Annotated in this window: 20 protein-coding genes and 1 pseudogene; 12 read left to right on the top strand and 9 right to left on the bottom strand. The window is 68.3% G+C overall.

The window, feature by feature from the left end:
- Positions 1 to 2 precede the first annotated feature (2 nt).
- Positions 3 to 1,760 (bottom strand): proline--tRNA ligase, encoded by a 1,758-nt coding sequence (locus JO059_RS02015; protein ID WP_293314363.1) that lies wholly within the window; start codon positions 1,758 to 1,760, stop codon positions 3 to 5.
- Positions 1,761 to 1,877: 117 nt separating this feature from the next.
- Here JO059_RS02015 and JO059_RS02010 point away from each other — a divergent pair, with 117 nt between their 5' ends.
- The gene (locus JO059_RS02010; RefSeq protein WP_293314361.1) at positions 1,878 to 3,182 is read left to right on the top strand and encodes a sterol desaturase family protein; all 1,305 of its coding nucleotides are present in this window, start codon (positions 1,878 to 1,880) and stop codon (positions 3,180 to 3,182) included.
- A gap of 14 nt (positions 3,183 to 3,196) precedes the next feature.
- On the opposite strand, the gene JO059_RS02005 is transcribed toward JO059_RS02010, so the two are convergent.
- From JO059_RS02005 to mqo, 7 genes are read right to left on the bottom strand one after another with little or no spacing between them, the layout of a single operon-like run.
- A complete protein-coding gene (locus tag JO059_RS02005; protein ID WP_293314359.1) occupies positions 3,197 to 4,789 on the bottom strand; it encodes an MFS transporter in 1,593 nt (530 codons plus the stop codon).
- A gap of 22 nt (positions 4,790 to 4,811) precedes the next feature.
- Complete coding sequence (cobA, locus tag JO059_RS02000) at positions 4,812 to 6,047, bottom strand: uroporphyrinogen-III C-methyltransferase (RefSeq protein WP_293314358.1); 1,236 nt, start codon at positions 6,045 to 6,047, stop codon at positions 4,812 to 4,814.
- Between the two features lie 22 nt (positions 6,048 to 6,069).
- A complete protein-coding gene (locus JO059_RS01995) occupies positions 6,070 to 7,449 on the bottom strand; it encodes a cobyrinate a,c-diamide synthase (RefSeq protein WP_293314356.1) in 1,380 nt (459 codons plus the stop codon).
- The gene (cobO, locus tag JO059_RS01990) at positions 7,446 to 8,069 is read right to left on the bottom strand and encodes a cob(I)yrinic acid a,c-diamide adenosyltransferase (RefSeq protein ID WP_293314354.1); all 624 of its coding nucleotides are present in this window, start codon (positions 8,067 to 8,069) and stop codon (positions 7,446 to 7,448) included. The genes JO059_RS01995 and cobO overlap by 4 nt, the downstream gene beginning before the upstream one ends.
- Before the next feature lie 13 nt (positions 8,070 to 8,082).
- Complete coding sequence (locus tag JO059_RS01985; protein ID WP_293314352.1) at positions 8,083 to 9,918, bottom strand: magnesium chelatase subunit D family protein; 1,836 nt, start codon at positions 9,916 to 9,918, stop codon at positions 8,083 to 8,085.
- The gene (locus tag JO059_RS01980) at positions 9,915 to 10,403 is read right to left on the bottom strand and encodes a GNAT family N-acetyltransferase (protein ID WP_293314350.1); all 489 of its coding nucleotides are present in this window, start codon (positions 10,401 to 10,403) and stop codon (positions 9,915 to 9,917) included. Before JO059_RS01980 ends, JO059_RS01985 begins: the two co-directional genes overlap by 4 nt.
- Positions 10,400 to 11,896, bottom strand: coding sequence for a malate dehydrogenase (quinone) (mqo, locus tag JO059_RS01975; protein WP_293314349.1), 1,497 nt, complete (start codon positions 11,894 to 11,896; stop codon positions 10,400 to 10,402). Before mqo ends, JO059_RS01980 begins: the two co-directional genes overlap by 4 nt.
- 159 nt (positions 11,897 to 12,055) lie before the next feature.
- On the opposite strand from mqo, the gene JO059_RS01970 reads away from it, so the two are divergent.
- Together JO059_RS01970 and mtr are read left to right on the top strand one after the other, a co-directional pair.
- Entirely contained in the window at positions 12,056 to 13,075 is a 1,020-nt protein-coding gene (locus JO059_RS01970) for an alpha/beta hydrolase (protein WP_293314378.1), read from the top strand.
- An 11-nt stretch (positions 13,076 to 13,086) separates the two neighbouring features.
- Complete coding sequence (gene mtr / locus JO059_RS01965) at positions 13,087 to 14,466, top strand: mycothione reductase (RefSeq protein WP_293314377.1); 1,380 nt, start codon at positions 13,087 to 13,089, stop codon at positions 14,464 to 14,466.
- 82 nt (positions 14,467 to 14,548) lie between these two features.
- On the opposite strand, the pseudogene JO059_RS01960 reads toward mtr, so the two are convergent.
- Positions 14,549 to 14,941 (bottom strand): annotated as a pseudogene (locus JO059_RS01960) (transcriptional repressor); the annotation flags it as partial.
- A gap of 148 nt (positions 14,942 to 15,089) precedes the next feature.
- On the opposite strand from JO059_RS01960, the gene JO059_RS01955 reads away from it, so the two are divergent.
- The 9 genes from JO059_RS01955 (at position 15,090) to JO059_RS01915 (ending at position 24,315) form a co-directional block, all read left to right on the top strand.
- Positions 15,090 to 16,229, top strand: coding sequence for a HoxN/HupN/NixA family nickel/cobalt transporter (locus tag JO059_RS01955; RefSeq protein ID WP_293314347.1), 1,140 nt, complete (start codon positions 15,090 to 15,092; stop codon positions 16,227 to 16,229).
- Between the two features lie 22 nt (positions 16,230 to 16,251).
- Entirely contained in the window at positions 16,252 to 16,587 is a 336-nt protein-coding gene (locus JO059_RS01950) for a hydrogenase maturation nickel metallochaperone HypA (RefSeq protein ID WP_293314346.1), read from the top strand.
- 216 nt (positions 16,588 to 16,803) lie between these two features.
- A complete protein-coding gene (gene hypB / locus JO059_RS01945; RefSeq protein ID WP_293314344.1) occupies positions 16,804 to 17,580 on the top strand; it encodes a hydrogenase nickel incorporation protein HypB in 777 nt (258 codons plus the stop codon).
- A 280-nt stretch (positions 17,581 to 17,860) separates the two neighbouring features.
- Positions 17,861 to 18,916: a hydrogenase expression protein HypE gene (locus JO059_RS01940; protein WP_293314342.1), complete on the top strand. Its 1,056-nt coding sequence runs from the start codon at positions 17,861 to 17,863 to the stop codon at positions 18,914 to 18,916.
- A gap of 44 nt (positions 18,917 to 18,960) precedes the next feature.
- Entirely contained in the window at positions 18,961 to 20,760 is a 1,800-nt protein-coding gene (locus JO059_RS01935; RefSeq protein WP_293314340.1) for a nickel-dependent hydrogenase large subunit, read from the top strand.
- A gap of 3 nt (positions 20,761 to 20,763) precedes the next feature.
- Positions 20,764 to 21,687, top strand: coding sequence for a NifU family protein (locus JO059_RS01930; RefSeq protein WP_293314338.1), 924 nt, complete (start codon positions 20,764 to 20,766; stop codon positions 21,685 to 21,687).
- Entirely contained in the window at positions 21,684 to 22,322 is a 639-nt protein-coding gene (locus JO059_RS01925; protein WP_293314336.1) for a DUF5947 family protein, read from the top strand. The genes JO059_RS01930 and JO059_RS01925 overlap by 4 nt, the downstream gene beginning before the upstream one ends.
- Positions 22,319 to 22,972: a DUF6084 family protein gene (locus JO059_RS01920; protein ID WP_293314334.1), complete on the top strand. Its 654-nt coding sequence runs from the start codon at positions 22,319 to 22,321 to the stop codon at positions 22,970 to 22,972. The genes JO059_RS01925 and JO059_RS01920 overlap by 4 nt, the downstream gene beginning before the upstream one ends.
- A complete protein-coding gene (locus JO059_RS01915; RefSeq protein ID WP_293314332.1) occupies positions 22,969 to 24,315 on the top strand; it encodes a hypothetical protein in 1,347 nt (448 codons plus the stop codon). The genes JO059_RS01920 and JO059_RS01915 overlap by 4 nt, the downstream gene beginning before the upstream one ends.
- Positions 24,316 to 24,360 lie beyond the last annotated feature (45 nt).

Here is a 24,360-nt window from a genome sequence, read left to right as displayed (position 1 = left end):
CCTCAGCCCGTCACGACCGCCGCGACGTCGGTGGCCAGCGAATCTCCCGCGGCCAGTTCCCGCGTCTGTCCGCTGAAACGGTCGCGCAGCTCGACAACCCCGTCGGCCCAACCTCGCCCCACCACGACGATCCACGGCACACCGAGCAACTCGGCATCCTTGAACTTCACGCCGGGCGAGGCGTGGCGGTCGTCGAGCAGCACGTCGACACCCAGCCGATCCAGGTCGGCGGCCAGGTCCGTGCCGCCGGCGCGGGCCCGGTCGTCCTTGTTGGCGATCACCAGGTGGACGTCGAACGGCGCCACCGCCGGCGGCCAGCGCAGGCCCAGCCCGTCGTGGTGCTGCTCGGCGATGACGGCCACCATCCGGGAAACGCCGAGGCCGTAGGAGCCCATGGTCAGCCGCACCGGCTTGCCGTCCTCGCCGAGCACGTCGACGGTGAACGCGTCGGTGTATTTGCGGCCGAGCTGGAAGATGTGGCCGATCTCGATGCCACGCGCCGAGACCAGCGGGCCGGCGCCGTCGGGTGAGGGATCGCCGTCGCGCACCTCGGCGGCCTCGATGGTGCCGTCCGCGGTGAAATCGCGGCCGGCCACCAGTCCGACCACGTGGCGGCCGGGCGCGTCCGCGCCGGTGATCCAGCTGGTGCCGTCGACCACCCGGGGGTCGACGAGATAGCGGACACCGTTGGCGCGCAAGGCCTTCGGGCCGATGTAGCCCTTCACCAGAAACGGATACCTGGCGAAGTCGGCATCATCGAGAAACGCGTACTCGGCCGGTTCCAGCGCGGCGCCCAGTCTCTTGTCGTCGACCTCACGGTCGCCCGGCAGCCCGATGGCCAGCAACTCCCACTCCTCGCCGGGGCGACGAACCTTGAGCAGGACGTTTTTCAACGTATCGGCGGCGGTGACGGTGCGGCCCAGTCCGGCCCGGTTGGCCCAGTCCACCAGGGTGGCGATCGTCGGGGTGTCGCCGGTGTCGTGGACCACCGCGTCCGGCAGCGCGGCAACGACCTCCGCGGGCAGTGCCTCCGGCCGGGCCGTGACGACCGCCTCGACGTTTGCCGCGTACCCCGACTCCAGGCAGCGCACGAAGGTGTCCTCACCGATCGGGCTCTCGGCGAGAAACTCCTCGGAGGCGCTGCCGCCCATCGCTCCCGACACCGCGGAAACGATGACATAGCGCACCTTGAGCCGTTCGAAGATGCGCTGGTAGGCCTCGCGGTGGGCGTGGTAGGCCGCCTTGAGCCCGGCGTCGTCGATGTCGAAGGAGTACGAGTCCTTCATCAGGAATTCCCGGACACGCAGGATCCCGGCCCGCGGCCGCGCCTCGTCGCGGTACTTGTTCTGGATTTGGTACAGCAGCAGCGGAAAGTCTTTGTAGGAGCTGTATTCCCCCTTGACCGTCAGGGCGAACAACTCCTCGTGGGTCGGGCCCAGCAGATAGTCGTTTCCGCGGCGGTCCTGCAGCCGAAATACCCCGTCGCCGTATTCGGTCCAGCGGTTGGTCGTTTCGTACGGTGCGCGCGGCAGCAGGGCGGGGAAGAGGATCTCCTGCCCGCCGATCGCGTTCATCTCGTCGCGGACGACTCGCTCGATTTTGCGCAGCACCCGCAATCCCAGCGGGAGCCAGCTGTAGAGCCCGGGTGCTATCGCCCGGATGTAGCCGGCCCGGATCAGCAGTTTGTGGCTGGGCACTTCGGCGTCGGCGGGATCTTCTCGCAGCGTGCGTAGGAACAGCTCGGACATCCGGGTAATCACAGCGGGCCAGCCTAATGGGAACGGACCGGGCGGGCATTGACGGGTTTTGCGCTCAGCCGCCGCATCGGAGCCGCTTGGCTCAGGTTCTCCTCAGCCGCGCGCGATATGTTGCCGCGCATGAGCGCAACCCTGAAGGGGGGCGGCTGCGGATACCGAAGCGGTCCGCTCGTTGCGACCCTGACCGTGTTGTACGCGGTTGAACTGATCGGGATCATCTGGGCCGCAACGGTTGTCGCGAAACTGGGGCGAGCGCATCTCGGGCCCGGCGCCGGCCTGTTGACGCTGGCCCTGCTCGCAGCGGTGGCGTCGGTCGGCTGGCACGCGATACGGCTGCTGCGGGGCGATCGCAGATTGAGCGTTCCCGGGCTGGGCGTGCAGTCGGCGCTGTTGATCGCCGCGATCGGGCTGGCGACCCAACGTCCGGCAGCCGGACTGGCGGGAGTCGTCATTGCCGGCGGCGTGCTCGCGGGCTGGGGCCGGCTCGCAGGGCCGGCTCGTTCGGCGGCCCGGTCGGCCGGGTCGCCACGGTCGCCGCGGCCCGCCGGCTTGCCGGACGAGCTCGTTCGGCCCGCTCAGGAGGGCGGGGCGGCCTCTGGGGGCTTTGGCGGCTGTGGCGGCTTCGTCTTGGTGCTGCTCACATCGGTGGTGGTGGTGGGCGCGCTGAGCATCCGCGGCGGCATCGTGTTCGGGATGGTCGTTTTGGCGGTCATCTTCATTCCGCTCGAGCGGCTGTTCGCGCTCCGCCCGCGGCGGATCCTGCGCGCGGGATGGCGCACCGATCTGGTGCACTACCTGATCAACGGGGCCGCACTCAAGGTCGGAATCGTCATCGCGGTGGTGATGGTGGGCACCGTCTTGCGAGCGTTTGTGCCCGCACCCTTCCGCGGCGCGATCGCCGCGAGTCCGCAATGGGCGCAAATCGTCGCCGCGCTGGCGATCGCCACGGTCGGCGGCTACGCGGGACACCGTGCCGCGCATGAGGTTCCGCTGTTGTGGCGGTTCCACCGCGTGCACCACAGCGTTCGTGAGTTGGACTGGCTCGCCGCCAGCCACGTGCATCCCGTCGACCAGGTCTTCATCCGCTCGTCGGCGGTGCTGCCGCTGTATGCGCTCGGATTCGATCGAATGAGCTTGGGCGCCTTCGTCGTCGTGCTGACGCTACAGGCGATTTTCGTGCACGCCAACGTGAGGCTCACGTTCGGGCCGCTGCGGTGGGTTATCGCCACCCCAGAGTTCCACCACTGGCATCACGCCCGCGAACCGGACGCCTACAACTCGAACTACGCCGGGGAGTTCCCGGCCGTCGACGCGCTGTTCGGCACCCTCTACCTGCCCGCGCACCGATGGCCCGCGCAGTACGGCATCGACGCCGATGAACCCGCCGGATACCTGCGACAGCTGGTCTGGCCTCTGAAGAGCTAGTCGAACCGGTCGAGCTAGAGCTCGCCGGAGTCGATCGCGTCCTTGACTTCCTGGGCGTGCGCGACCTGTTCCGGGGTGTACCGGATGAACAGCGCTGCACCGCCGACGATGACGGCCACTCCCGCGACCCACAGAAGCCCGTAGGTGTAGCCCTTGTCCAGGGCATGCAACTGGATCTCGTTCATGAACTTCACCGGTCCGGTGGTTCCGCCCATATACAGCGTGCGCGACGTGATGACCGCCTGGATCACGGCCAGCACCAGCGGGCCGCCCAGGCTCTGCGCCATCAGGGCGATCGCCGAGACCGGGCCGATTTGGTCGAAACCAACCCCCGCGATGGCCGACAGAGTGAGCGGGACGACGGCCATGCCGATGCCGATCCCGCCGACCACGATGGGCGCCACCAAGTTCGGGAAGTAGGACACGCCCCGGTGCATGAAAAAGGAGCCGTAGATCATCGCCCAGAACAGCAGCAGCCCGCCACCGATCGTCAGCACCCGCGGCGAGAACCGCGACACCAGCTGGGAGGACACGCCGAGGCCGATTCCCATGGCGATGACGAACGGGATAAACCCGACCCCGGCGCGCAGCGCGCTGTAACCCAAGATGTCCTGCACGTACAGGCCAATGCAGACGGTCAGGCTGAACATGAGTCCGCCGGCCAGGAAGATCGCGGTGAACGTCACCAGCCGGTTGCGGTCGCGGAACAGGCGGAACGGCACGACGGGGTTCTCGGCGGTCCGCTCGACCACGACGAACCCCAGAGCGGCGGCCAGCGCCACGACGGCCGAGCCGATGGTGGTGACCGAGATCCAGCCCTTCTCCGGGCCCATGGAGAAGGCGAAAACCGCCGCGGTGCACGCGAGCGTGGCCAGCATTGCCCCGGTGGCGTCGAGCTTCATCCGCTCGCGGTTGGTCTCGCGCAGCGAGGTGCGGGCCAGGTAGATCATCACCAGCCCGATCGGCACGTTCACCAGGAACGCCCACCGCCAGGACACCTCGGTCAGCGCCCCACCGACGACCAGCCCCATCACCGAGCCGATCGCGGTCATCGCGGCGAAGACGGCGGTCGCGGCATTGCGCGCGGGGCCTTTGGGGAAGGTCGTCGCGACCAGCGCCAGGCCGGTCGGCGAGGCGATGGCCGACCCGATGCCCTGCAACAGCCGGGCGACGACCATGGTCGCCTCGTCCCAGGCGACGGCGCACAGCACCGAGGAGATGGTGAACAGGGCGACACCGACGATGAAGGTCCGCTTGCGCCCGATGGTGTCGCCGAGGCGGCCGCCCAGCAGCATTAGCCCACCGAACGTGAGCACGTATGCGGTGATGACCCAGCTGCGACCGGCGTCCGAGAGGCTCAGGTCGTTCTGGATCTTAGGAAGCGCGACAATGGCGACCGTGCTGTCCATGGTCGCCAGCAGCTGCATGCCACCGATTGCGATGACGGCCGCGATGAACCGACGAGACGGCAGCCACGCGGGGTAATACCTGCTGATACGGGAAGAGGCGGTCTCCGCAGCGCGCATCGGGGGCGCCGGGGTCGGACGATCGGGACGCGCGGAAGTCCAGTTTTGGGCCGCGCGCTCGGTGTCGTTGAGAGCCGTCATAATGGGTTACCTTACAGTAATCTTAAGAATCGTTTAAACGCCCAACGTCGCTCAGCCCTACAACGGCGCCGATCACAACGATCGCGGGAGGTCGGATCCCCTCCCCACGGATCTTTTCCGGCGTGTCGGCAAGCGTGGCCCGCACCGTGTGTTGCGCCGCCGTCGTTCCGTGCTGCACCACCAGGACCGGAGTATCCGCAGGTCGGCCACCTTTTAGCAGCGCGGCGACGAACAGCTCGATGCGTTCGACGGCCATCAGCAAAACGATGGTGCCCGTCATTGCAGCCAATGCGTCCCAATTCACTAACGATTCGGGGTGGCCGGGGGCAACATGGCCGCTGACCACCACAAATTCGTGGTTGATCGCCCGATGCGTGACCGGAACGCCCGCCAACGCCGGGACACCTATGGCGCTTGTCACACCCGGCACCACCGTTACCGGGATTCCCGCGTCGGCACATGCCAGCACTTCCTCGTAGCCGCGCGCGAACACGAAGGGGTCCCCGCCCTTGAGGCGGACCACGAAGCTTCCGGAGCGGGCCCGGTCGATCATCACGTCGTTGATGGCGTCCTGGGCCATGGCCCGCCCGTACGGGATCTTGGCGGCATCGATGACCTCGACGTGCGGCGCCAGCTCGGCGAGCAGTTCGGGCGGCGCGAGCCGGTCCGCGACCACCACGTCGGCGCGGGCCAGCAGGCGACGGCCGCGGACGGTGATCAGCTCCGGGTCGCCGGGACCGCCGCCGACGAGCGCCACCCCGCCGCGCGCCACGTCGGAGCTCTCGGAGCCTTCGAAACCTTCCGGGGTGATCAGGCCCCGCTGCAGCGCCTCACGGATCGCCGACCGGATCGCGGCCGACCGGCGGTGCTCGCCGCCGGCCAGGACCCCGACCGACAGTCCGGCGTAGGTGAAGGACGCCGGCGTCACCGCGGTCCCCTCGGCGGCGATGTCGGCTCGGACGCAGAAGATTCGGCGGCGTTCGGCCTCGGCGACCACCGCCGCGTTCACGTGCGCGTCGTCGGTGGCCGCGATCGCATACCAGGCTCCTTCGAGGTCGCCGTACCGGTACTCGCGCCGGGACAGGGTGATTCCGTTCATCGCCTCGACCGCCCGGGTGGCGCTGCGCGAGACGACATGCACGTGTGCGCCGCTGGCGATCAGCAGCGGCAGCCGGCGCTGGGCGACCGTGCCGCCACCGACCACGACGACCTTCTTGCCGGCCAGCCGTAATCCGGCCAGGTAGGGGCTTTCGGTCACCCGCCAAGCCTAGAAGCTGCGGCTAGCGAACCCGGGCGGCGGCGTGCGCGACGAAGCGCGCCACCGCGTCCGGGGCCGCGGCCGGATGGGTATGCAGGTAGGACGCGTGGACGCCGGCGTGCACGACACCTTCCCGCACCGGGGCGGCGCCGTCGTCCCGGTATGTCCAGGCGGGCGGGTAACTGCGCGCGAAAGTGACGGCGGTTCGGTGGAATTCGTGCCCGGCCACCCGCCGACCGACCGGATACAGCGGTGAATCGGTGACGGCGACCGCCTCGCGATATGCCAACGCGAGGCGCGGGGTGAACCGTGCCGATCCGGCGAGCGCCGCGCACATCGGGTGACCGTCGAGCTCGGCGAGGAGATAGATGAGTCCGGCGCATTCGGCGTGCACCGGCGCGCCGGCGGCGGCCAGCGCGTGGATCTGGCTGCGGACGACGTCGTTGGCGGACAGCTCCGCGGTGAACTGTTCGGGGAAGCCGCCGGGCAGCACCACCGCGTCCGTGCCGTCGGGCAAGGGGTCGACCAGCGGGTCGAACTCGACCACGTCGGCTCCGGCGGCGCGCAACAGCTCGCCATATTCGGCGTAGGCGAAGGTGAACGCCTTTCCGGCCGCCATCGCCACGGTGGCGCTCCCGCTGTATTCCCCGCCCACCGCCACGACCGGGTCCCATGCGGGACCGGAGAACCGGCAACCGGCGGCGGCCACCACCGCGGCCAGATCGACGTGACGTCCGACCAGGGCGGCCATCGCCTCGACCGCGGCGTCAGCGCGCCGACCGTATTCGAGCGCGGTGACGAGTCCGAGATGCCTTGCGGGCAGCTCGAGTTCGGCGGTGCGGGGAATCGCGCCCAGCACCGGGACGCCGGTGTGTGCGCACGCCTGCCGCAACACTTGTTCATGTCGGGCCGACCCGACCCGATTGAGGATCACCCCGCGGATCCGGGTCGCGGTGTCGAACGTCGAAAAGCCGTGCAGCAGTGCGGCAATGCTGTGACTCTGGCCGCGCGCATCGACCACGAGGATCACCGGGGCGCCGAGCAGGCCCGCGACGTGCGCGGTGGAACCGTCCGCCGGGCCGTCCGCTCGAGTTTCCGGGGGTCCGATGCGCCCGTCGAAGAGGCCGAGCACGCCTTCGATGACGGAGATGTCCGCGCCGGCGGCGCCATGGGCGTACAGGGGGCCGATCTGCCCTTCCCCCACCAACACCGGATCGAGGTTGCGGCCCGGCCGCCCCGCGGCCAGGGCGTGGTAGCCGGGGTCGATGAAGTCGGGGCCCACCTTGAACGGCGCGACCCGGTGGCCGGCGCGCCGCAAAGCGCCGATCAAACCCGTTGCAACGGTGGTTTTTCCGCTTCCCGAAGCGGGCGCGGCGACAACCACCGCAGGCACCGCCGTCACCACTCGATGCCCTTCTGCCCCTTGCGCCCCGCGTCCATCGGGTGCTTGACCTTGGTCATCACGGTGACCAGATCGGCGACCGCCACCAAACCGGGTGGGGCATCGCGCCCGGTGATCACCACGTGCTGGTGACCGGGCCTGGCCAACAGGACCTCCACCACGTCGTCGACGTCCACCCAGCCCCACGTGAGCGGGTAGGTGAATTCGTCGAGCACGTAGAAGTCGTGGCGTTGCGCGGCCAGGCGGCGTGCGATCTCGCCCCAACCGTCGGCGGCGGCCGCGGCGTGGTCGAGTTCGCCGCCCTCGTTGCGCGCCTTCCGGATCCAGGACCAACCGGCACCCATCTTGTGCCATTCGACCGCCCCGCCGACTCCGTCCCGGGCGTGCAGGTCGCCGAGTCGGGCGAAGGCCGCCTCCTCGCCCACTTTCCACTTGGCGCTCTTGACGAATTGAAACACCGCCACGTCGAGGCCGGCGTTCCAGGCGCGCAACGCCATTCCGAACGCCGCCGTCGACTTCCCCTTGCCGTCGCCGGTATGCACCGCCAGCAGCGGCGTGTTGCGCCGGGCCCGCGTGGTCAGGCCGTCGTCTGGTACCTGCAGCGGTTTTCCCTGTGGCACGGACGTTCCCCGCTCAGGCCACGCTGCGCACTGCGCGGGTCAGCTGGTCGGCATGCAACTGCTCGAGCCGGACGGCCGGCGCACCGAGCTGGCGGGCGAGTTGGCGGGCCAGGCCCAGGCGCACATACCCGGTCTCGCAGTCCACGACCACCGCCGCGGCGCCCTCGGCGAGCAGGCGCTGCGCCGCGGTTCGGCTGCGGCCCAACGGGTCCGGGCCGCCGGTCGCCCGGCCGTCGGTGAGCACCACCAGCAGCGGACGCCGCGCGGCGTCTCGTGCCCTTTCCCGGACGATCAGCTCGCGGGCCGCCAGCAGACCCGCGGCCAGCGGCGTCTTTCCGCCCGTGTCGAACCGGGCGAGTCGCCGCCCGGCGATGTGCGCCGACGACGTGGGCGGGAGCAACAGCCTCGCGTCCCCGCCGCGGAAGGTGATCACCGCGACCTTGTCACGGCGCTGGTAGGCGTCGCGCAGCAGCGACAGGGTCGCGCCGCCGACCGCGGCCAGGCGATCGCGGGCCGCCATCGAACCCGACGCATCGACGACGAAGATCACCAGATTGCCTTCGCGCCCTTCGCGAACCGCCCGCCGCACGTCGTCCGGGCCGGGGCGCAGCGGCCCGGCGCCGGCGTGCGCGGCGGCGGACAACAGGGTGGCGAACAGGTGCAGCCCGCGAGCGCCGGAACTCGTGTCGTCGAGGTCGGCCGCCGCCACGATCCGACCGGAGGCGTTGCGGGCCCGCGAACGTCGTCCGGGCGCCCCCTCGCCGACCCCCGGAACGGTCAGCGCCCGGGTGCGAAACGTTTGCGACGGCGGTGCGCTCGGCCTCGTCGACGGCGGGGTCGGACGGCTATCGGGTTGCGGCGCTGGGTCATTCGCTGGCTGGCCGCCGCCGGGTGGGTCAGGATCCGGCTCCGGCTCGCCATCGGCGTCGGCCCGCGCCAGGGCCTGGTCCAGCTGATCGCGATCGATGCCGGGATCGTCGAACGGGTCCCGGCGGCGGCGGTGTGGCAGCGCCAGCTCGGCGGCCACCCGGATGTCCTGTTCCGCCACGGTGGTGGCGCCGCGCCAGGCGGCGTGCGCGACGGCGGTGCGGGCCACCACCAGGTCGGCCCGCATGCCGTCGACGTCGAACGCCGCGCACAGCGCCGCGATGCGCCGTAATTCGTTGTCCGGCAACACCACCTCGTCGACCATCGCGCGCGCCGCGGCGATCCGGCGGGCAAGCTCCGCGTCCTCGTCGGCATAGCGGTCGGCGAACCCATCCGGATCGGCCTCGTATGCCATTCGCTGGCGGATCACCTGCGCCCGCACGTCGACATCGCGGGACGCGTGCACGTCGACCGTCAAACCGAACCGGTCCAGCAGCTGCGGACGCAGTTCGCCCTCCTCGGGATTCATGGTGCCGATCAAGACGAACCGGGCCTCGTGCGAATGGGAGATGCCGTCGCGCTCGATGTGCACCCGCCCCATCGCCGCGGCGTCGAGCAACAGGTCGACCAGATGGTCGTGCAGCAGGTTAACCTCGTCGACGTACAGCACGCCACCGTGTGCGCGGGCCAGCAGCCCCGGCGAGAAGGCGTGCTCGCCGTCGCGCAGCACACGCTGCAGGTCCAGTGAGCCGATCACCCGGTCTTCCGTTGCGCCCAGCGGCATTTCGACGAGACCGGTCCCCGGACCAGCGCCGGTAGCGGCGGACAGCAGCGCCGCCAGCCCGCGCACCGCCGTCGACTTGGCGGTGCCCTTTTCGCCGCGGATGAGCGCACCGCCGATCTCCGGTCGCACGGCACACAGCAGCAGCGCCAGCCGCAGTTGATCGTGGCCGACGATGGCGCTGAACGGATAGGGCTTCACGGCTGCTCCCCCGGTGTGCCCGGGTGCGGAGGTGGGCGGGAGGGCCGAAGCATGGGCACGTGCGGAATGCCGTCGTCGATGAAGTCCTCGCCGTCACGGACGAACCCGTGCTGGGCGTACATGTCGGCCAGATAGGTTTGCGCATCGATCCGGCACGGGTAGTCGCCCACCTCCGCCAGCGCGGCCCGCAGCAGTCGGGTGGTGTGGCCATGCCCGCGCGCACTGCGTTTGGTGCACAACCGGCCGATCCGGAAAGCCTTCTCGCCGCCGGCGTGCTCCTCCATCAACCGCAGGGTGCAGATCACCTCGCCGTCCGGGGTTTCCAGCCAGAAATGCCGGGTTTCAGCGAGCAGGTCACGGCCGTCCAGCTCGGGATACGGGCAAGCCTGCTCGACCACGAAAACCTCCACCCGCAACTTGAGCAGTTCGTACAGGGTCGGCGCGTCAAGGTCTTTCGACCACACTCGCCGCAGGGCCTCGCTCATGAACGCACCTCCGATTCCAGCCGCAGCGCCTTGGTGCCCCATGACCACACCTCGTCGAACAGTGCGGGCTCGCAGGAAAGCTCGACGCCCAGTGACGGCACCATCTCCTTGAGCGCCGGCAGCCAGGACGGATAGCGGTCGGCGAAGCAGCGCCGCAGCACCTCGAGCATGGCCGGCACCGCGGTGGACGCCCCGGGGGAGCCGCCCAGGAGTCCCGCGATGCTGCCGTCGGCCGCGCCCAACACGGTGGTGTCGAAGTCGAGCGCCCCACCCCTGCGCCTGTCCCGCCGGATCACCTGCACACGCTGACCGGCTACCGTCAGCTTCCAATCCGAATCCTTTGCGCCGGGCGCGAACTCGCGCAACGCCTGCACCCGTTCGGGTTCGGAGAGCCGCAGTTGGGCGATCAGGTACTTCACCAGCGTCAGCTGGCTGACGCCCGCACCGATCATCGACGGCAGGTTGTCCGGCCTGATGGAGCGCGGCAGGTCGGTGAAGTGGCCGTGCTTCAAGAACTTCGGTGACCACCCGGCGAACGGCCCGAACACCAGCCACGACTTTCCGTTGACGAACCGGAGGTCCAGGTGCAGCGCCCCGAGCGGCGGGGCTCCGGGCGCGGGAACGCCGTACACCTTGGCCCGGTGCGCGGCGGTGAGCGCGGGCTTGTCGGCCCGCAGGAAGCGGCCGCCGATCGGGAAGCCGGCGAACCCCTTGACCTCGCCGATGCCCGACTTCTGCAGCAGCGGCAACGCCTCACCGCCCGCCCCGACAAAGACGAATTTCGCGTTCAGACAATGCTTTTCGCCGGTGCGGCGATTGGCGATCGACAGCGTCCAGGTGCCGTCGGAGCGGCGGGTCAGGTTTCGAACCTCGTGACCGAACAGCGCGGTGGCGCCGTTTCGCACGCAATAGCCGACGAGTTGCCGCGATAGCGAGCCGAAGTCGACGTCGGTGCCGTCGGGGGCCCAGTTGAGCGCGGTCGGCTCGGAGAAGTCCCGTTTGGCGGCCATCAGCGGCAGCCGGCGGGCGAACTCCTGCGGGTCGTCGATCAATTCGGTCCGCGCGAACAGCGGGTTACCGGCCAGCGCCTGCCGTCGCCGCCGTAGATAATCGACGCGCCGCGCGCCGTGCACGAAGCTCGCGTGCGGCACCTGGTTGAGGAAGCCGCGGTCGGCGATGATGCCGTTCTCGACGGCGTACGCCCAGAACTGTCGGGTCACCTGGAACTGCTCGTTGATGCGCACCGCCTTGGTGATGTCGATCGAGCCATCGGGCCTCTCCGGGGTGTAGTTCAGCTCGCACAGCGCCGAATGCCCCGTGCCGGCGTTGTTCCACGGACCGCTGCTCTCGGCGGCGACGGCATCCAGCCGCTCGATCAGCGTGATCGACCAGTTCGGCTCGAGCCGCCGCAGCAGCGCACCCAGCGTCGCGCTCATGATCCCCGCGCCCACCAGCACGACGTCGGCGCGCGCGGTTCTCGCTCGACCTGACACCGGATCGCTGGTCCTTCCTCGAGGAGTGGCGGTCCCAGGTTATCCCGCCGCAATGCGGGCGCCGGCGACGTGCGGCCTGCCCGTAACCAGCGAGAGCTCTAAGCTGGCGGCGTGACCAACGGGGCGGCTGGCGGCGTGACCGACGGGGCCACCGGCTGGGTGCACGACGTGCTGCCCGGCTACTGGCAATGCACGCTCCCGCTGGGGTCCGATCCCGCCGGCGAGGGCGACATCGTCGCCACGCTGGTACGACGCGGCGAGCCGGAGGGGGCTGAGCATGCGGTCCTGGCCGTGCACGGCTACACCGACTACTTCTTCAACACCGCGCTGGCCGACCACTTCGCCGAGCGCGGCTTCACCTTCTACGCGCTGGACCTACAAAAATGCGGACGGTCGCGCCGCGACGGTCAGACCCCCCACTTCATCACCGACCTCGCCCACTATGACACCGAGCTGGAACGCGCCCTGTCGGCCATCCGCGGCCAGGCCGCACCCGGCCGTCCCCCCACCGTCCTGGTGTACGGCCATTCTTCGGGGGGCCTCATCGTCCCGCTCTGGCTGGACCGACTGCGTCGGCGCAACCCGACGGCCCACGCCGCTGTCGGCGGCCTGGTGCTCAACAGCCCGTTCCTGGACCTGCACGGCCCGGTGGTCCTGCGCCTCTCGATGACGTCGGCGGTGATCGCCGGGCTGTCTCGGGTGCGGTCGAAGGGCGTGGTCCGGGGGACCACCCCAGGCGGTTACGGCACCACGCTGCACCGCGACTACCACGGCGAGTTTGACTACAACCTGCAGTGGAAGCCCATCGGCGGCTTCCCGATCACGCTCGGCTGGCTGCACGCGATCCGCCGCGGCCAGACTCGGTTGCATCGCGGGCTCGACGTCGGGGTGCCGAATCTGATCTTGCGTTCGGATCACACCGTGCGGGAAACCAGCGACCCGGCGTCCATGCAAAGCGGCGATGCGGTCCTCGACGTCACCCAGATCGCCAGGTGGGCCGGCTGTATCGGGAACCGCACCGCCATCGTTCCGGTGCCCGACGCCAAACACGATGTGTTCCTTTCGCTCGAGCAGCCGCGCCGGCGGGCCTATCGCGAACTGGACCGCTGGCTGGACGACTACCTGAACGCCCACAACAGCGGCAACAGCCAGGCCTCGACATCTTCCGGGAAGGGGTGAGCACCCCACATATGGAGACTTACGACATCGCGATCATCGGAACCGGTTCGGGCAACAGCATTCTCGACGATCGCTACACAAACAAGCGGGCGGCCATCTGCGAGCAGGGGACCTTCGGCGGCACCTGCCTGAACGTCGGGTGCATCCCGACGAAGATGTTCGTCTACGCCGCCGAAGTCGCGCACACGGTCCGCGACGCGGCGCGCTACGGCGTCGACGCGCACGTCGACCGGGTGCGCTGGCAGGACATCGTGTCACGCGTCTTCGGGCGGATCGACCCGATCGCGCTCAGCGGCGAGGACTACCGGCGCTCGGCGCCCAATATCGACGTGTACGCCCGGCACACCCGGTTCGGCCCCGTCCAACCCGACGGCCGCTACCTGTTGCGCACCGACGCCGGTGAGGAGTTCGCCGCCGATCAGGTGGTCATCGCCGCGGGCTCGCGCCCGGTGATCCCGCCGCAGATACTCGCGTCCGGCGTCACCTATCACACCAGCGACACCGTCATGCGGATCGCCGAGCTGCCCGAGCACATCGCGATCATCGGAAGTGGTTATGTCGCAGCGGAATTCGCGCATGTTTTCTCCGCGCTGGGGTCGCGGGTCACGCTGATCATCCGAGGCAGCTCCATGCTGCGGCACTGCGACGACACCATCTGCGAGCGATTCACCCGCATCGCGTCCAGCAAGTGGGAGCTGCGCACCCATCGAATGGTCGCGCGCGCCGCGAACCGCGGCTCCGGCGTCGCTTTGGACCTCGACGACGGTTCTACCCTGAACGCCGATCTGCTGCTGGTCGCGACCGGCCGGCTGTCCAACGCCGACCTGCTGGATGCCGAGCAGGCCGGCATCGACGTCGAGAACGGCCGGGTGGTGGTCGACCAGCATCAGCGGACCTCCGCGCGCAACGTTTTTGCGCTCGGCGACGTTTCCTCGCCGCATCAGCTCAAGCACGTGGCCAACCATGAGGCCCGCGTCGTCCAACACAACCTGCTGCGCGACTGGGACGACACGGATTCCATGGCCAGGACCGACCACCGGTTCGTCCCCTCGGCGGTGTTCACCGACCCCCAGCTGGCGTCCGTGGGCCTGACCGAAAACCAAGCGGTGGCAAGGGGATTCGACATCTCGGTCGCGGTGCAGGAATACGGCGACGTCGCCTACGGGTGGGCGATGGAAGACACCACCGGAATGGTGAAGCTGATCGCCGAGCGCAACAGCGGATGCCTGCTGGGCGCCCATATCCTGGGTCACCAGGCGTCGTCGATCATCCAGCCGTTGATTCAGGCGATGAGCTTCGGCGTGACGGCCGCGGAGATGGCGCGCGGCCAGTACTGGATCCATCCGGCGCTGCCCGAGGTCGTCGAGAACGCGCTGCTGAGCCTGGGATAGCCGGCTCGCGGTCCTGCTGCTGGCAGGTCGGGCACAGGCCGCGCAGCGTCAGGCCGGCCGCCTCCGACAACGCGAACGAGCTTCCCGCCATCGCGTGCTCCAGCGCGGAACTCAACTGGCCGGCGGGCACCTCGATGATCGACGCGCATTGCGTGCAGACCGCGTGGTGGTGCGGGGCCGTGGCCAGCCCGTACGTGGTCACGCCGCCGTCGAGGGTCAGCGCATGCAGCACACCCTGATCCACCAGCGTGGTCACCGTGCGGTAAATGGTCGCCACATCGGGTGGCTGGGCATCGGCCGGCAGGGATTCGCGGACCCGCTGGTGGATCTCCGCCACCGGCAGATGCCCGTTGACCGGCTCGAGCACGGCCAGCACATGGATCCGCGACGCCATCCGCCGCAACCCGCGGGCACGCAGGAGGTCACCGATCCGCTCGGTGACGGCGGGGTCGAGGGCCGACGGCCTGGGCGTCACCCGTTCAGTGTCGCGCCGCGTACGCGGGATGGCCAGTGCCACCGCGGCGGCGCCGATTCCTGCAAGTCACTTGCATTTGGCGGATGGCGCAAATTACAGTCATGCCTGCGTTCTGCTCAGTTGCGGAAGGTCGACATGAAGGTCGGACATGGCCATTGGTGAACTCGACCGCCATCCCAACCAACACGCGTTCGGGTGGTCCCGGCTGCGCAGCGCCCTTTCATCGGCGGAGTGGGCGCGGCTGGGGTTGATGCTCGCGGTGATCGCCGGGCTGCATCTGGCTGGTTGGAGCACCCTGGTGTATGTGGTCAATCCCGCGCATCTGAGCTTGGGCGGCAAGGCATTTGGCGTAGGTGTCGGGCTGACGGCCTACACCCTGGGCCTGCGGCACGCCTTTGACGCCGACCACATCGCGGCGATCGACAACACCACCCGCAAGCTGATGGGTGACGGCCGGCGCCCCCTGGCCGTCGGCTTCTTCTTCTCGCTGGGCCACTCCACCGTGGTGTTCGGGCTGGCGCTCCTGCTGGCCTGCGGGGTCAAGGCGATTGCCGGCCCGACCGCAGATGATTCCTCGACGCTGCACCACTACACCGGGCTGATCGGCACCGGCGTCTCGGGCGCGTTTCTGTATCTCATCGCCGTCCTCAACGTCATCGTCCTGGTCGGGATCCTGCGAGTCTTCCTGCGCGTACGCCGCGGCGAGTTCGACCCGGACACGGACGCGGATGCGTTTGAACACCAGCTCGCCAACCGGGGACTGATCAACCGGCTCCTGGGTCGCTTCACGAAATCGATCACCCGGTCTTGGCACATGTACCCGATCGGGCTGTTGTTCGGCCTCGGCTTCGATACCGCCACGGAGATCGCCCTGCTGGTTTTGGCCGGCACCAGCGCTGCGGCCGGCCTGCCGTGGTACGCCATCCTGTGCCTGCCGGTGCTGTTCACCGCGGGCATGTGCCTGCTGGACACCATCGACGGAACCTTCATGAACTTCGCGTACGGCTGGGCCTTCGCCAATCCCGTGCGCAAGATCTACTACAACATCACCATCACCGGGCTGTCGGTGGCCGTCGCCCTGCTCATCGGCAGCATGGAGCTGCTCGGTCTGTTCGCGGCCCAGTTGGGCTGGCGGGGTGGGTTCTGGGAATGGCTGGGCGGCCTGAACCTGAACACGGTGGGCTTCCTGATCGTCGGCCTGTTCATCGTGACGTGGGTGGTCGCCCTCCTCGTCTGGCGTTACGGGCGGATCGAAGAAAAGTGGCACTCGCCGGGGAGCGCGGCGTAGCCGCCCGGTGTAGAACGGTCCCATGCATGAGCTGTCGCTGTGCGAAGCCATCGCCCGACTGGTCAAGACCCATGCCGACGGTCGCCACGTCGACGTGGTCCGGGTGCGGGTCGGGGCTCTGCGCCAGGTGGTTCCCGAGTCCCTGTCGTTTTGCTGGACGCTGGTGCGCGACTCCGAGGACATCCCGGACGCCGAGCTGGAGCTCGAGTGCGTCACCGCCGAGGTGCGGTGCCGTTCCTGCGGGCGGCAGTCGGAGATCACGTCGGCGTGGTCGATCTGGTGTCCGCAGTGCGACAGCCCCGACGTCGAGGTGCTGCGCGGCAACGAATTCCTCGTGACGTCGCTGGACGTCTCCTAATGTGGCGCGCCGAGCATGGCCGACTCGACCTCCTTGGCGCGCCGACCGTGGGGGCTATGCACGAACCACCCCGCAAGTTTCGTGCATAAAGCCCACGCTCGGCGGATCGACTGCGAGCCGACCGCGCAGGAGGCGACGACGGCCGAGCCGAACACGCCGCTGCGCCACGGGCATAGGATTCGGCCATAGCGCCACCCGCGTCGAATGGATCCGGTCATGGGTAGATTTCATCGCCACGAGGACGGAACCGTGCACATCCATGAGCACGATCATTCTCACCACGAGCATGACCACGGAGACCACGCCCGCTACCAGACGGGCAAGCAGCGCATCGACGTGCTGGAGGCGATCTTCGCGGAGAACGATGCTCTTGCCGACGCCAACCGGGCGGCATTCGAGAGCAACGGGATCCGCACGCTCAACCTCATGAGCTCACCGGGATCGGGCAAGACGACCATCCTGGCGGCGACGCTCGACCAGCTGGCCCGCGAGTTGGCGATCGGTGTGATCGAAGGCGATATCGCCACCGATCTTGATGCGGCCAAGCTCCGCGGTCGCGGCGCCCAGGTGTCGCTCCTCAACACCAGCAACGGGTTTGGCGGCGAATGCCATTTGGACGCGCCCATGGTCAACCGTGCCCTGCCGGGTCTGGACCTGGCCGGTCTGGACCTCGTGATCATCGAAAACGTCGGCAATCTGGTCTGCCCGGCCGAGTTCGACGTGGGCGAGCACGCCAAGGCCATGGTGTACTCCGTCACCGAGGGCGAGGACAAGCCGTTGAAGTACCCGGTGATGTTTCGCTCGGTGGATGTGGTGTTGCTCAACAAAATCGACTTGGTACCCCACCTGGATGTCGACGTGGCCGCATACATCGCGCATGTTCGCGAAGTCAATGCCGCGGCGACGATTCTGCCGGTCAGTGCGCGCACCGGAGCCGGCATGGACGCCTGGTTCGGCTGGGTGCGGCGGTTCGCCCGGCATTCCGACGCCTGAAGCGCCCCTGCCAATGGCTCGCATGAGCACTGAAAACGACCGAACTCTTCAGCCGGTCGCGCGAGGTCTGGAGAGGCCGCGCGCGGTGACGAAATTGCTTGTGGCGAAACGCCATTGCTTCACAGCGCGGATGTGTGCGACATGTGTCTACTTAGCGGCAAAGCCCCAGCCGTTGACAACGCCTGACGGCCGGAGTAGACCCAAAACCAGCGCTGCGCAAGTGGGCCGACGGTCGACTCCGGCAGCGTAGGGGCTTCAGCCCGCCCCGGAAAGCTGCAGCATGCCAACGGAAGCGGCAGTCAAAGCGGAAGAAACATTGATCCATGTTCTATGGATCAACGCGGGGCTAAGTTGTGACGGCGATTCGGTGGCGTTGACTGCGGCCACCCAGCCCAGCGTCGAGGAGATCGCACTCGGCGCGCTCCCGGGCTTGCCGAAGGTCGCCGTGCACTGGCCCTTGATCGACTTCGAATGCGGGCCCAACGGGGGGGCGGACGACTTCCTCGAGTGGTTCTTCAAGGCCGATCGCGGCGAGCTCGACCCGTTCGTGCTCGTCGTCGAGGGATCCATTCCCAACGAGAAGATCAAGGACGAGGGCTATTGGTGCGGGTTCGGCAACAACCCGGCCACCAACCAGCCGATGACCACCAGCGAGTGGCTCGACCGCCTGGCACCCAAGGCCACCGCGATCGTGGCCGTCGGGACCTGCGCCACCTACGGTGGCATCCACGCGATGGCCGGCAATCCGACGGGCGCGATGGGGGTGCCCGACTACCTCGGATGGGGATGGAAGAGCAAGGCGGGCATCCCCATCGTCTGCGTTCCCGGCTGCCCGATCCATCCGGACAACCTGTCGGAGACGCTGACTTACCTGCTCTACATGGCCACCGGTCAGGCACCGATGATCCCGCTTGACGACGCGCTGCGGCCCAAGTGGTTGTTCGGCAACACCGTGCACGAGGGGTGCGACCGGGCCGGCTACTACGAGCAGGGCGACTTCGCCGCCGAGTACGGGTCACCGAAATGCATTGTCAAGCTTGGCTGCTGGGGCCCCGTCGTGAAGTGCAACGTGCCCAAACGCGGGTGGATCAACGGCATCGGCGGTTGCCCGAACGTCGGCGGCATCTGCATCGGGTGCACCATGCCGGGCTTCCCGGACAAGTTCATGCCCTTCATGGACGAGCCGCCGGGCGGCAAGGTCTCCACCACCGCGTCCGGACTGTATGGCGGCGTCATCCGCAGCCTGCGCGGCATCACGGGGCGCACCGTCGACAAAGAGCCGAAGTGGCGTCACAACGGTCCGCAACTGACCACCGGAGCCCGGCGCACCTGGTAGGTGCGCCGGCGCTCAACATTCTGATCTCACACGGAGAGACTTCGATGACAACGATCATTCCTGAGCCGTCACATGCCGCCCGCGAACCCGGCCAGCTGGTCGAGATGGCGTGGGATCCGATCACCAGGATCGTCGGCAGTCTCGGCATCTACACCAAGATCGATTTCGAGAACAAGGAGGTCGTCGAGTGCCACAGCACGTCGTCGATCTTCCGCGGTTACTCGATCTTCATGAAGGGCAAGGATCCTCGCGACGCCCACTTCATCACCAGCCGCATCTGCGGGATCTGCGGCGACAACCACGCCACCTGTTCCTGCTACACGCAGAACATGGCCTATGGCGTCAAACCGCCGCACCTGGGCGAGTGGCTGATCAACCTCGGCGAGGCCGCCGAGTACATGTTCGACCACAACATCTTCCAGGAGAACCTGGTCGGCGTCGACTTCTGCGAGAAGATGGTCGCCGAGACCAACCCGAGCGTGCTGTCACTGGCGGAAAAAACCCCGGCGCCGCACGCCGACGCGCACGGTTACCGGACGATCGCCGACATCATGCGGTCGCTCAACCCGTTCAGCGGTGAGTTCTACCGCGAAGCGCTGCAGGTCAGTCGATGGACACGAGAGATGTTCTGCCTCATGGAGGGTCGCCACGTGCACCCGTCCACCCTGTACCCGGGTGGCATCGGCACGACGGCGACGGTCCAGTTGATGACGGACTACATGACACGGCTGATGCGCTACGTCGAGTTCATGAAGAAGGTCGTGCCCATGCACGACGACCTGTTCGACTTCTTCTACACCGCACTGCCCGGGTACGAGAAAGTCGGCCTGCGTCGCACGCTGCTCGGCTGCTGGGGCTCCTTCCAGGACCCCGAGGTGTGCAACTTCGCATACAAGGACATGGAGCGCTGGGGCAACGCGATGTTCGTCACCCCCGGCGTCGTCGTCGACGGCGAGCTCGTCACGCACTCGCTGGTGGACATCAATCTCGGCATCCGAATCCTTTTGGGCAGTTCGTATTACGACGACTGGACCGACCAGGAGATGTTCGTCAAGACCGACCCGCTGGGCAACCAGGTGGACCGGCGCCACCCGTGGAACCAGCACACCAACCCGCACCCCCAGAAGCGGGACATGGACGGCGGCAAGTACAGCTGGGTGATGTCACCACGCTGGTTCGACGGCAAGGACCACCTGGCGCTGGACACCGGCGGCGGCCCCTTGGCCCGGCTGTGGGCGACCGCGCTGGCCGGCCTGGTCGACATCGGCTACGTCAAGGCCACGGGCAACAGCGTCAAGATCAATTTCCCCAAGACCGCGCTGAAGGGTCCGGTGGAGTTCGAGTGGAAGGTGCCGGTACACGGCAGCAACACGATCGAGCGCGACCGGGCCCGGACCTACTTCCAGGCCTACGCGGCGGCGTGCGCGCTGCACTTCGCCGAGAAGGCGCTGGCGGAGATCCGCGCGGGGCGCACCAAGACGTGGGAGAAGTTCGAGGTGCCCGACGAGGCCATCGGCTGCGGCTTCACCGAGGCGGTCCGTGGGGTGCTCAGCCACCACATGGTGATCCGTGACGGCAAGATCGCCAACTATCACCCGTACCCGCCGACCCCGTGGAACGCGAACCCGCGTGACAGCTACGGCACCCCGGGCCCGTACGAGGACGCGGTGATGGGCCAGCCGATCTTCGAGGAGAACAGCCGGGAGAACTTCAAGGGCATCGACATCATGCGCACGGTGCGCAGCTTCGACCCGTGCCTGCCGTGCGGCGTGCACATGTACCTGGGTAAGGGCAAGACCCTCGAAAGACTGCATACACCAACGCAGTCGCCCGTCGGGGAGTAGCGCATGACGGGTCGCCCGGAGAATCCCGACAACGACACGCAGTGGCGCACAGCGGGCGATCGGATACAGACACTGCTGGACTCCTGCGCGGCCGGTGGGGCGGCCGCGTTCGAACGCGCCCAGCAGCTCGTGCAGGAGGTCGTTGGCCTGTACGGGGCCGCACTCGAGCGCGTCATGGCGCAGTTGGCTGACGAGCCCGCCCTGGGCGATCGGCTGGCCGCCGACGATCTGGTGGCCAGCCTGCTACTGGTGCACGGCCTGCATCCGCACGACGTGCGCCGGCGGGTGTCCGACGCGCTGGACCGCGTCCGGCCCTACCTCGGCTCCCACGGTGGGGACGTCGATCTGCTGGAGATCACCGACGGAGCCGAAGGTGCTGTGCTGCGACTGGCTTTCAGGGGCAGCTGCAAGAGCTGCCCGTCGTCGGCGGTCACGTTGGAGCTGGCGGTCGAGGACGCGGTGCGGGCGGCGGCGCCGGAGGTGTCGTCGATCGAAGTGGTAACGGGCGAAGCCACGAAAACCCCGAGCGTGATACCGACGGAATCGCTTATGGCGCATGTGCGTTCGAGTGACTCCAACGGGCACAGCGGAGCCGCTTGGCAACCCGTGCCCGAGGTCGGCGACATGGAACCCGGTGACGTCGTGGGCCTTCTGATCGGTGCCGTCACGCTGCTGGTGTGCCGGGTCGGCGACGACGTCTTCGCCTACCGCGACCATTGCCCCGTTTGTGACGACTCGCTACGGGGCGCGCAACTGCATGACACACTCTTGCGCTGTCCACGCTGTCGGGTGGACTTCGACGTCGTGCACGCCGGTGCCGGCCGGGACGTTCCGGACGGGGCTCACCTCGAACCACTGCCGCTGCTGATCCGCGACGGTGTGCCGTCGGTGGCACTGCCGGACGAAGCGCTAGGGGCCCCGGTATGAGCAGTCCCTTCGAGGTGCTCAACCGCATCAGAAGCAATCGGCAGGTCCCCGAGCCGGCCGGCGAACGGTGCGAAATGTGCTCGGAGCCAATACAGGACGAACACCAGCACGTGGTGAACGTGGCGGGCCGGCAGTTGATGTGCGTGTGCCGGGCCTGCTATCTGCTGTTCACCGACAACGATGCCGAGCTGCGATACCGGGCGGTGCCCGACCGATATCTGGCGTTTCCGGATTTCGCGCTCGACCGCCGCGCGTGGGAGGCGCTGCAGATCCCGGTCGGCGTGGCGTTCTTCTTCACCAACTCCGCGCTCGGGCGCACCGTGGCGTTCTACCCCGGACCGGCCGGGGCCTGCGAATCCCAGCTGGACCTGGACGCCTGGAACGCCATCAGGGGCGCCGATCCGCGGGTGGACCTCCTCGTCGACGACGTCGAGGCGCTATTGGTCCGAGTCCCCGAAAGCGGCCAGCCGCGAACCTATCTCGTGCCGATCGACGCCTGCTACGAGTTCGTCGGGCGGCTGCGCCTGCTCTGGCGGGGATTCGACGGCGGCCAGGAGGCCCGGGAGTTCATCGCCAGCTTCTTTTCACATATCGACGGTCGCGCCGTCACCACGTCGCCCGGGATGCCGCAATGACCGAACAGCACGTGGACGTGAACTTCACGGTTCTCGACGTGGCGCCCGAACCCTACGCCGTCACCCCCGTGCTGACCGCACGCGTCGGTGTCGACGCCGTCGGAGACGATCCGGTGCACGCGATAGCGCTGCGCTGCCAGGTGCGGATCGAGCCGTTGCGGCGTTCCTACTCCGACGCCGAAGCCGCCGGGCTGATCGACCTGTTCGGCACCCGCGAACGCTGGGCGGACACCCAGCGCACATTCCTGTGGCAGCATTGCTCTGCAATGGTGCAGGGATTCGCCGGTAACACGACGGTGGGCCTTCCGCTGGACTGCACGTACGACTTCGAGGTCGCCGCCGCCAAGTACCTGCACGCGCTGCGCGACGGCGCCCTACCGCTCCAATTTCTCTTCAGCGGAACGATTTTCGTCAAGTCGGACCGCGGGTTCTCGGTTCAGCAGGTGCCCTGGGACTGCGAGTACCGCTACGACATGCCCGTCAAGGTGTGGCACGACCTGATCGCCCAGCACTATCCGAACACCGGCTGGGTGCGGCTCAGCCACGAAACCATCGCGGCGCTGGCCGCCTACAAGTCGGCGCACGGCCTGCTCGACTTCGACCACACGATCACCGCGTTGTTGGACAGCGACCGGGAGGCGGCCAGATGACTTCTTCCCGGACATGGAGCTGGGACCGCGCCCGCGCCGTCGCCGACGCCGTGCTCTACGAGGGCTATCTCCTGTACCCCTACCGTGGGACCTCGAGCAAGAATCAATCGCGTTGGCAGTTCGGTGTTTTGGGCCCACCCGGCGCCGCCGACGCCGGCCTGGGAGAGGACGACTCGCTGGCGGCGGACTTTCTGGTCGAGGGGGCGCAGGCGATAACCCTGGTGGTGCGGTTCCTGCAGCTGCAGCACCGGCGCGCCGAACGCGAGTTCGCTCATGGGGAATTCGAGCCCGTCGACGAGCTGACCACTCCGGCCGGTTCGTGGCTGACGTGGGACGAGGCGGTCGAATGCGAACTGTCCTTCGGCCCGCTGGCATTCGATGACCAGCCCCACACGCTGCCCTTGGTGGTGGAAGGGGCAACCGACGTCGAATTCCTCGACGGCGGGCGCCTGGTGCGCCGGCGGCAGGAAGTCCGAGGCGCACTTGAGGTGGGCAGTGAGCCGGACGGCGACCTGCGCCGGGTCTCAGTGTGGCTCAGCAACGTGGGCGACGTCGCCAGGGACAAAACCGACGCGATCGCGCGGTCGATGATCGGAACCCATATTATCGCCGAAGTCGTTGGCGGGCGGTTTGTTTCGCTGCTCGAGCCGCCCCCGCACGCCGCGGACGCGGTCGCCCGCTGCGCCCAGCACCGCTGCTTCCCGGTGCTGGCCGGCCCCGTCGGCACCGAGGACATCCTGTTGATATCGCCGATCATCCTCTACGACCACCCCGAGGTCGCCGAACAGAGCAACGCCGCGCTGTACGACTGCACGGAAATCGACGAGATCCTCACGCTGCGCGTGATGACCATGACGGACGAGGAGAAGGCACAGGCGCGGGCCACCGATCCGCGGGCCGCACAGATCGTCGACCAGTGCGACGCCATGTCGCCCGAGGCCATGGCGCGCCTGCACGGCGTGCTCCGCGACCCGCGCGGGTTGGATGTCCCGGCAGGGCTGGTCCCGGAGATTCCCGAGGGAGTCGACTGGTGGGATCCGCTGGCCGACAACGCCGTGCGCCCGGAAGTCGATGCCGTGCTGGTGAACGGGGTCCGCGTCGCCCGCGGCAGCCGGGTCCGGCTGCGGCCCCGCCGCAGCGCCGACGCGCAGGACATCTTCGTCGCCGGCAAGACCGCCCGCGTGACGTCCGTGCATGAGGACGTCGAGGGCAACAAGCATGTCGGGGTCGTCGTCGAGGAGGACCCCGCCGCCGACCTGCACGACTGGTATGGCCGCTACCTGTACTTCTCGCCCGACGAAATCGAGCCGCTGCAGACGGCGGAACCCACGAGAAATCCCTGAAAGGAGTCCGGCATGGAAATCTTGGGTTGGATATTCATCGCGCTG

Source organism: Mycobacterium sp., assembly GCF_019247615.1.
Taxonomy (GTDB): domain Bacteria; phylum Actinomycetota; class Actinomycetes; order Mycobacteriales; family Mycobacteriaceae; genus Mycobacterium.
The sequence above is the reverse complement of the archived record's forward strand: the minus strand, read 5'-3'. Positions and strand labels throughout refer to the sequence as shown.

Excerpts from the sequence above, each read along its gene's own strand:
- JO059_RS02010 (WP_293314361.1), top strand. The coding sequence starts at position 1,878 with ATGAGCGCAACCCTGAAGGGGGGCGGCTGCGGATACCGAAGCGGTCCG.
- JO059_RS02005 (WP_293314359.1), bottom strand. The coding sequence starts at position 4,789 with ATGACGGCTCTCAACGACACCGAGCGCGCGGCCCAAAACTGGACTTCC.
- JO059_RS01980 (WP_293314350.1), bottom strand. The coding sequence starts at position 10,403 with ATGAGCGAGGCCCTGCGGCGAGTGTGGTCGAAAGACCTTGACGCGCCG.
- mtr (WP_293314377.1), top strand. The coding sequence starts at position 13,087 with ATGGAGACTTACGACATCGCGATCATCGGAACCGGTTCGGGCAACAGC.
- JO059_RS01955 (WP_293314347.1), top strand. The coding sequence starts at position 15,090 with ATGGCCATTGGTGAACTCGACCGCCATCCCAACCAACACGCGTTCGGG.
- JO059_RS01950 (WP_293314346.1), top strand. The coding sequence starts at position 16,252 with ATGCATGAGCTGTCGCTGTGCGAAGCCATCGCCCGACTGGTCAAGACC.
- hypB (WP_293314344.1), top strand. The coding sequence starts at position 16,804 with ATGGGTAGATTTCATCGCCACGAGGACGGAACCGTGCACATCCATGAG.
- JO059_RS01940 (WP_293314342.1), top strand. The coding sequence starts at position 17,861 with ATGCCAACGGAAGCGGCAGTCAAAGCGGAAGAAACATTGATCCATGTT.
- JO059_RS01935 (WP_293314340.1), top strand. The coding sequence starts at position 18,961 with ATGACAACGATCATTCCTGAGCCGTCACATGCCGCCCGCGAACCCGGC.
- JO059_RS01930 (WP_293314338.1), top strand. The coding sequence starts at position 20,764 with ATGACGGGTCGCCCGGAGAATCCCGACAACGACACGCAGTGGCGCACA.
- JO059_RS01925 (WP_293314336.1), top strand. The coding sequence starts at position 21,684 with ATGAGCAGTCCCTTCGAGGTGCTCAACCGCATCAGAAGCAATCGGCAG.
- JO059_RS01920 (WP_293314334.1), top strand. The coding sequence starts at position 22,319 with ATGACCGAACAGCACGTGGACGTGAACTTCACGGTTCTCGACGTGGCG.
- JO059_RS01915 (WP_293314332.1), top strand. The coding sequence starts at position 22,969 with ATGACTTCTTCCCGGACATGGAGCTGGGACCGCGCCCGCGCCGTCGCC.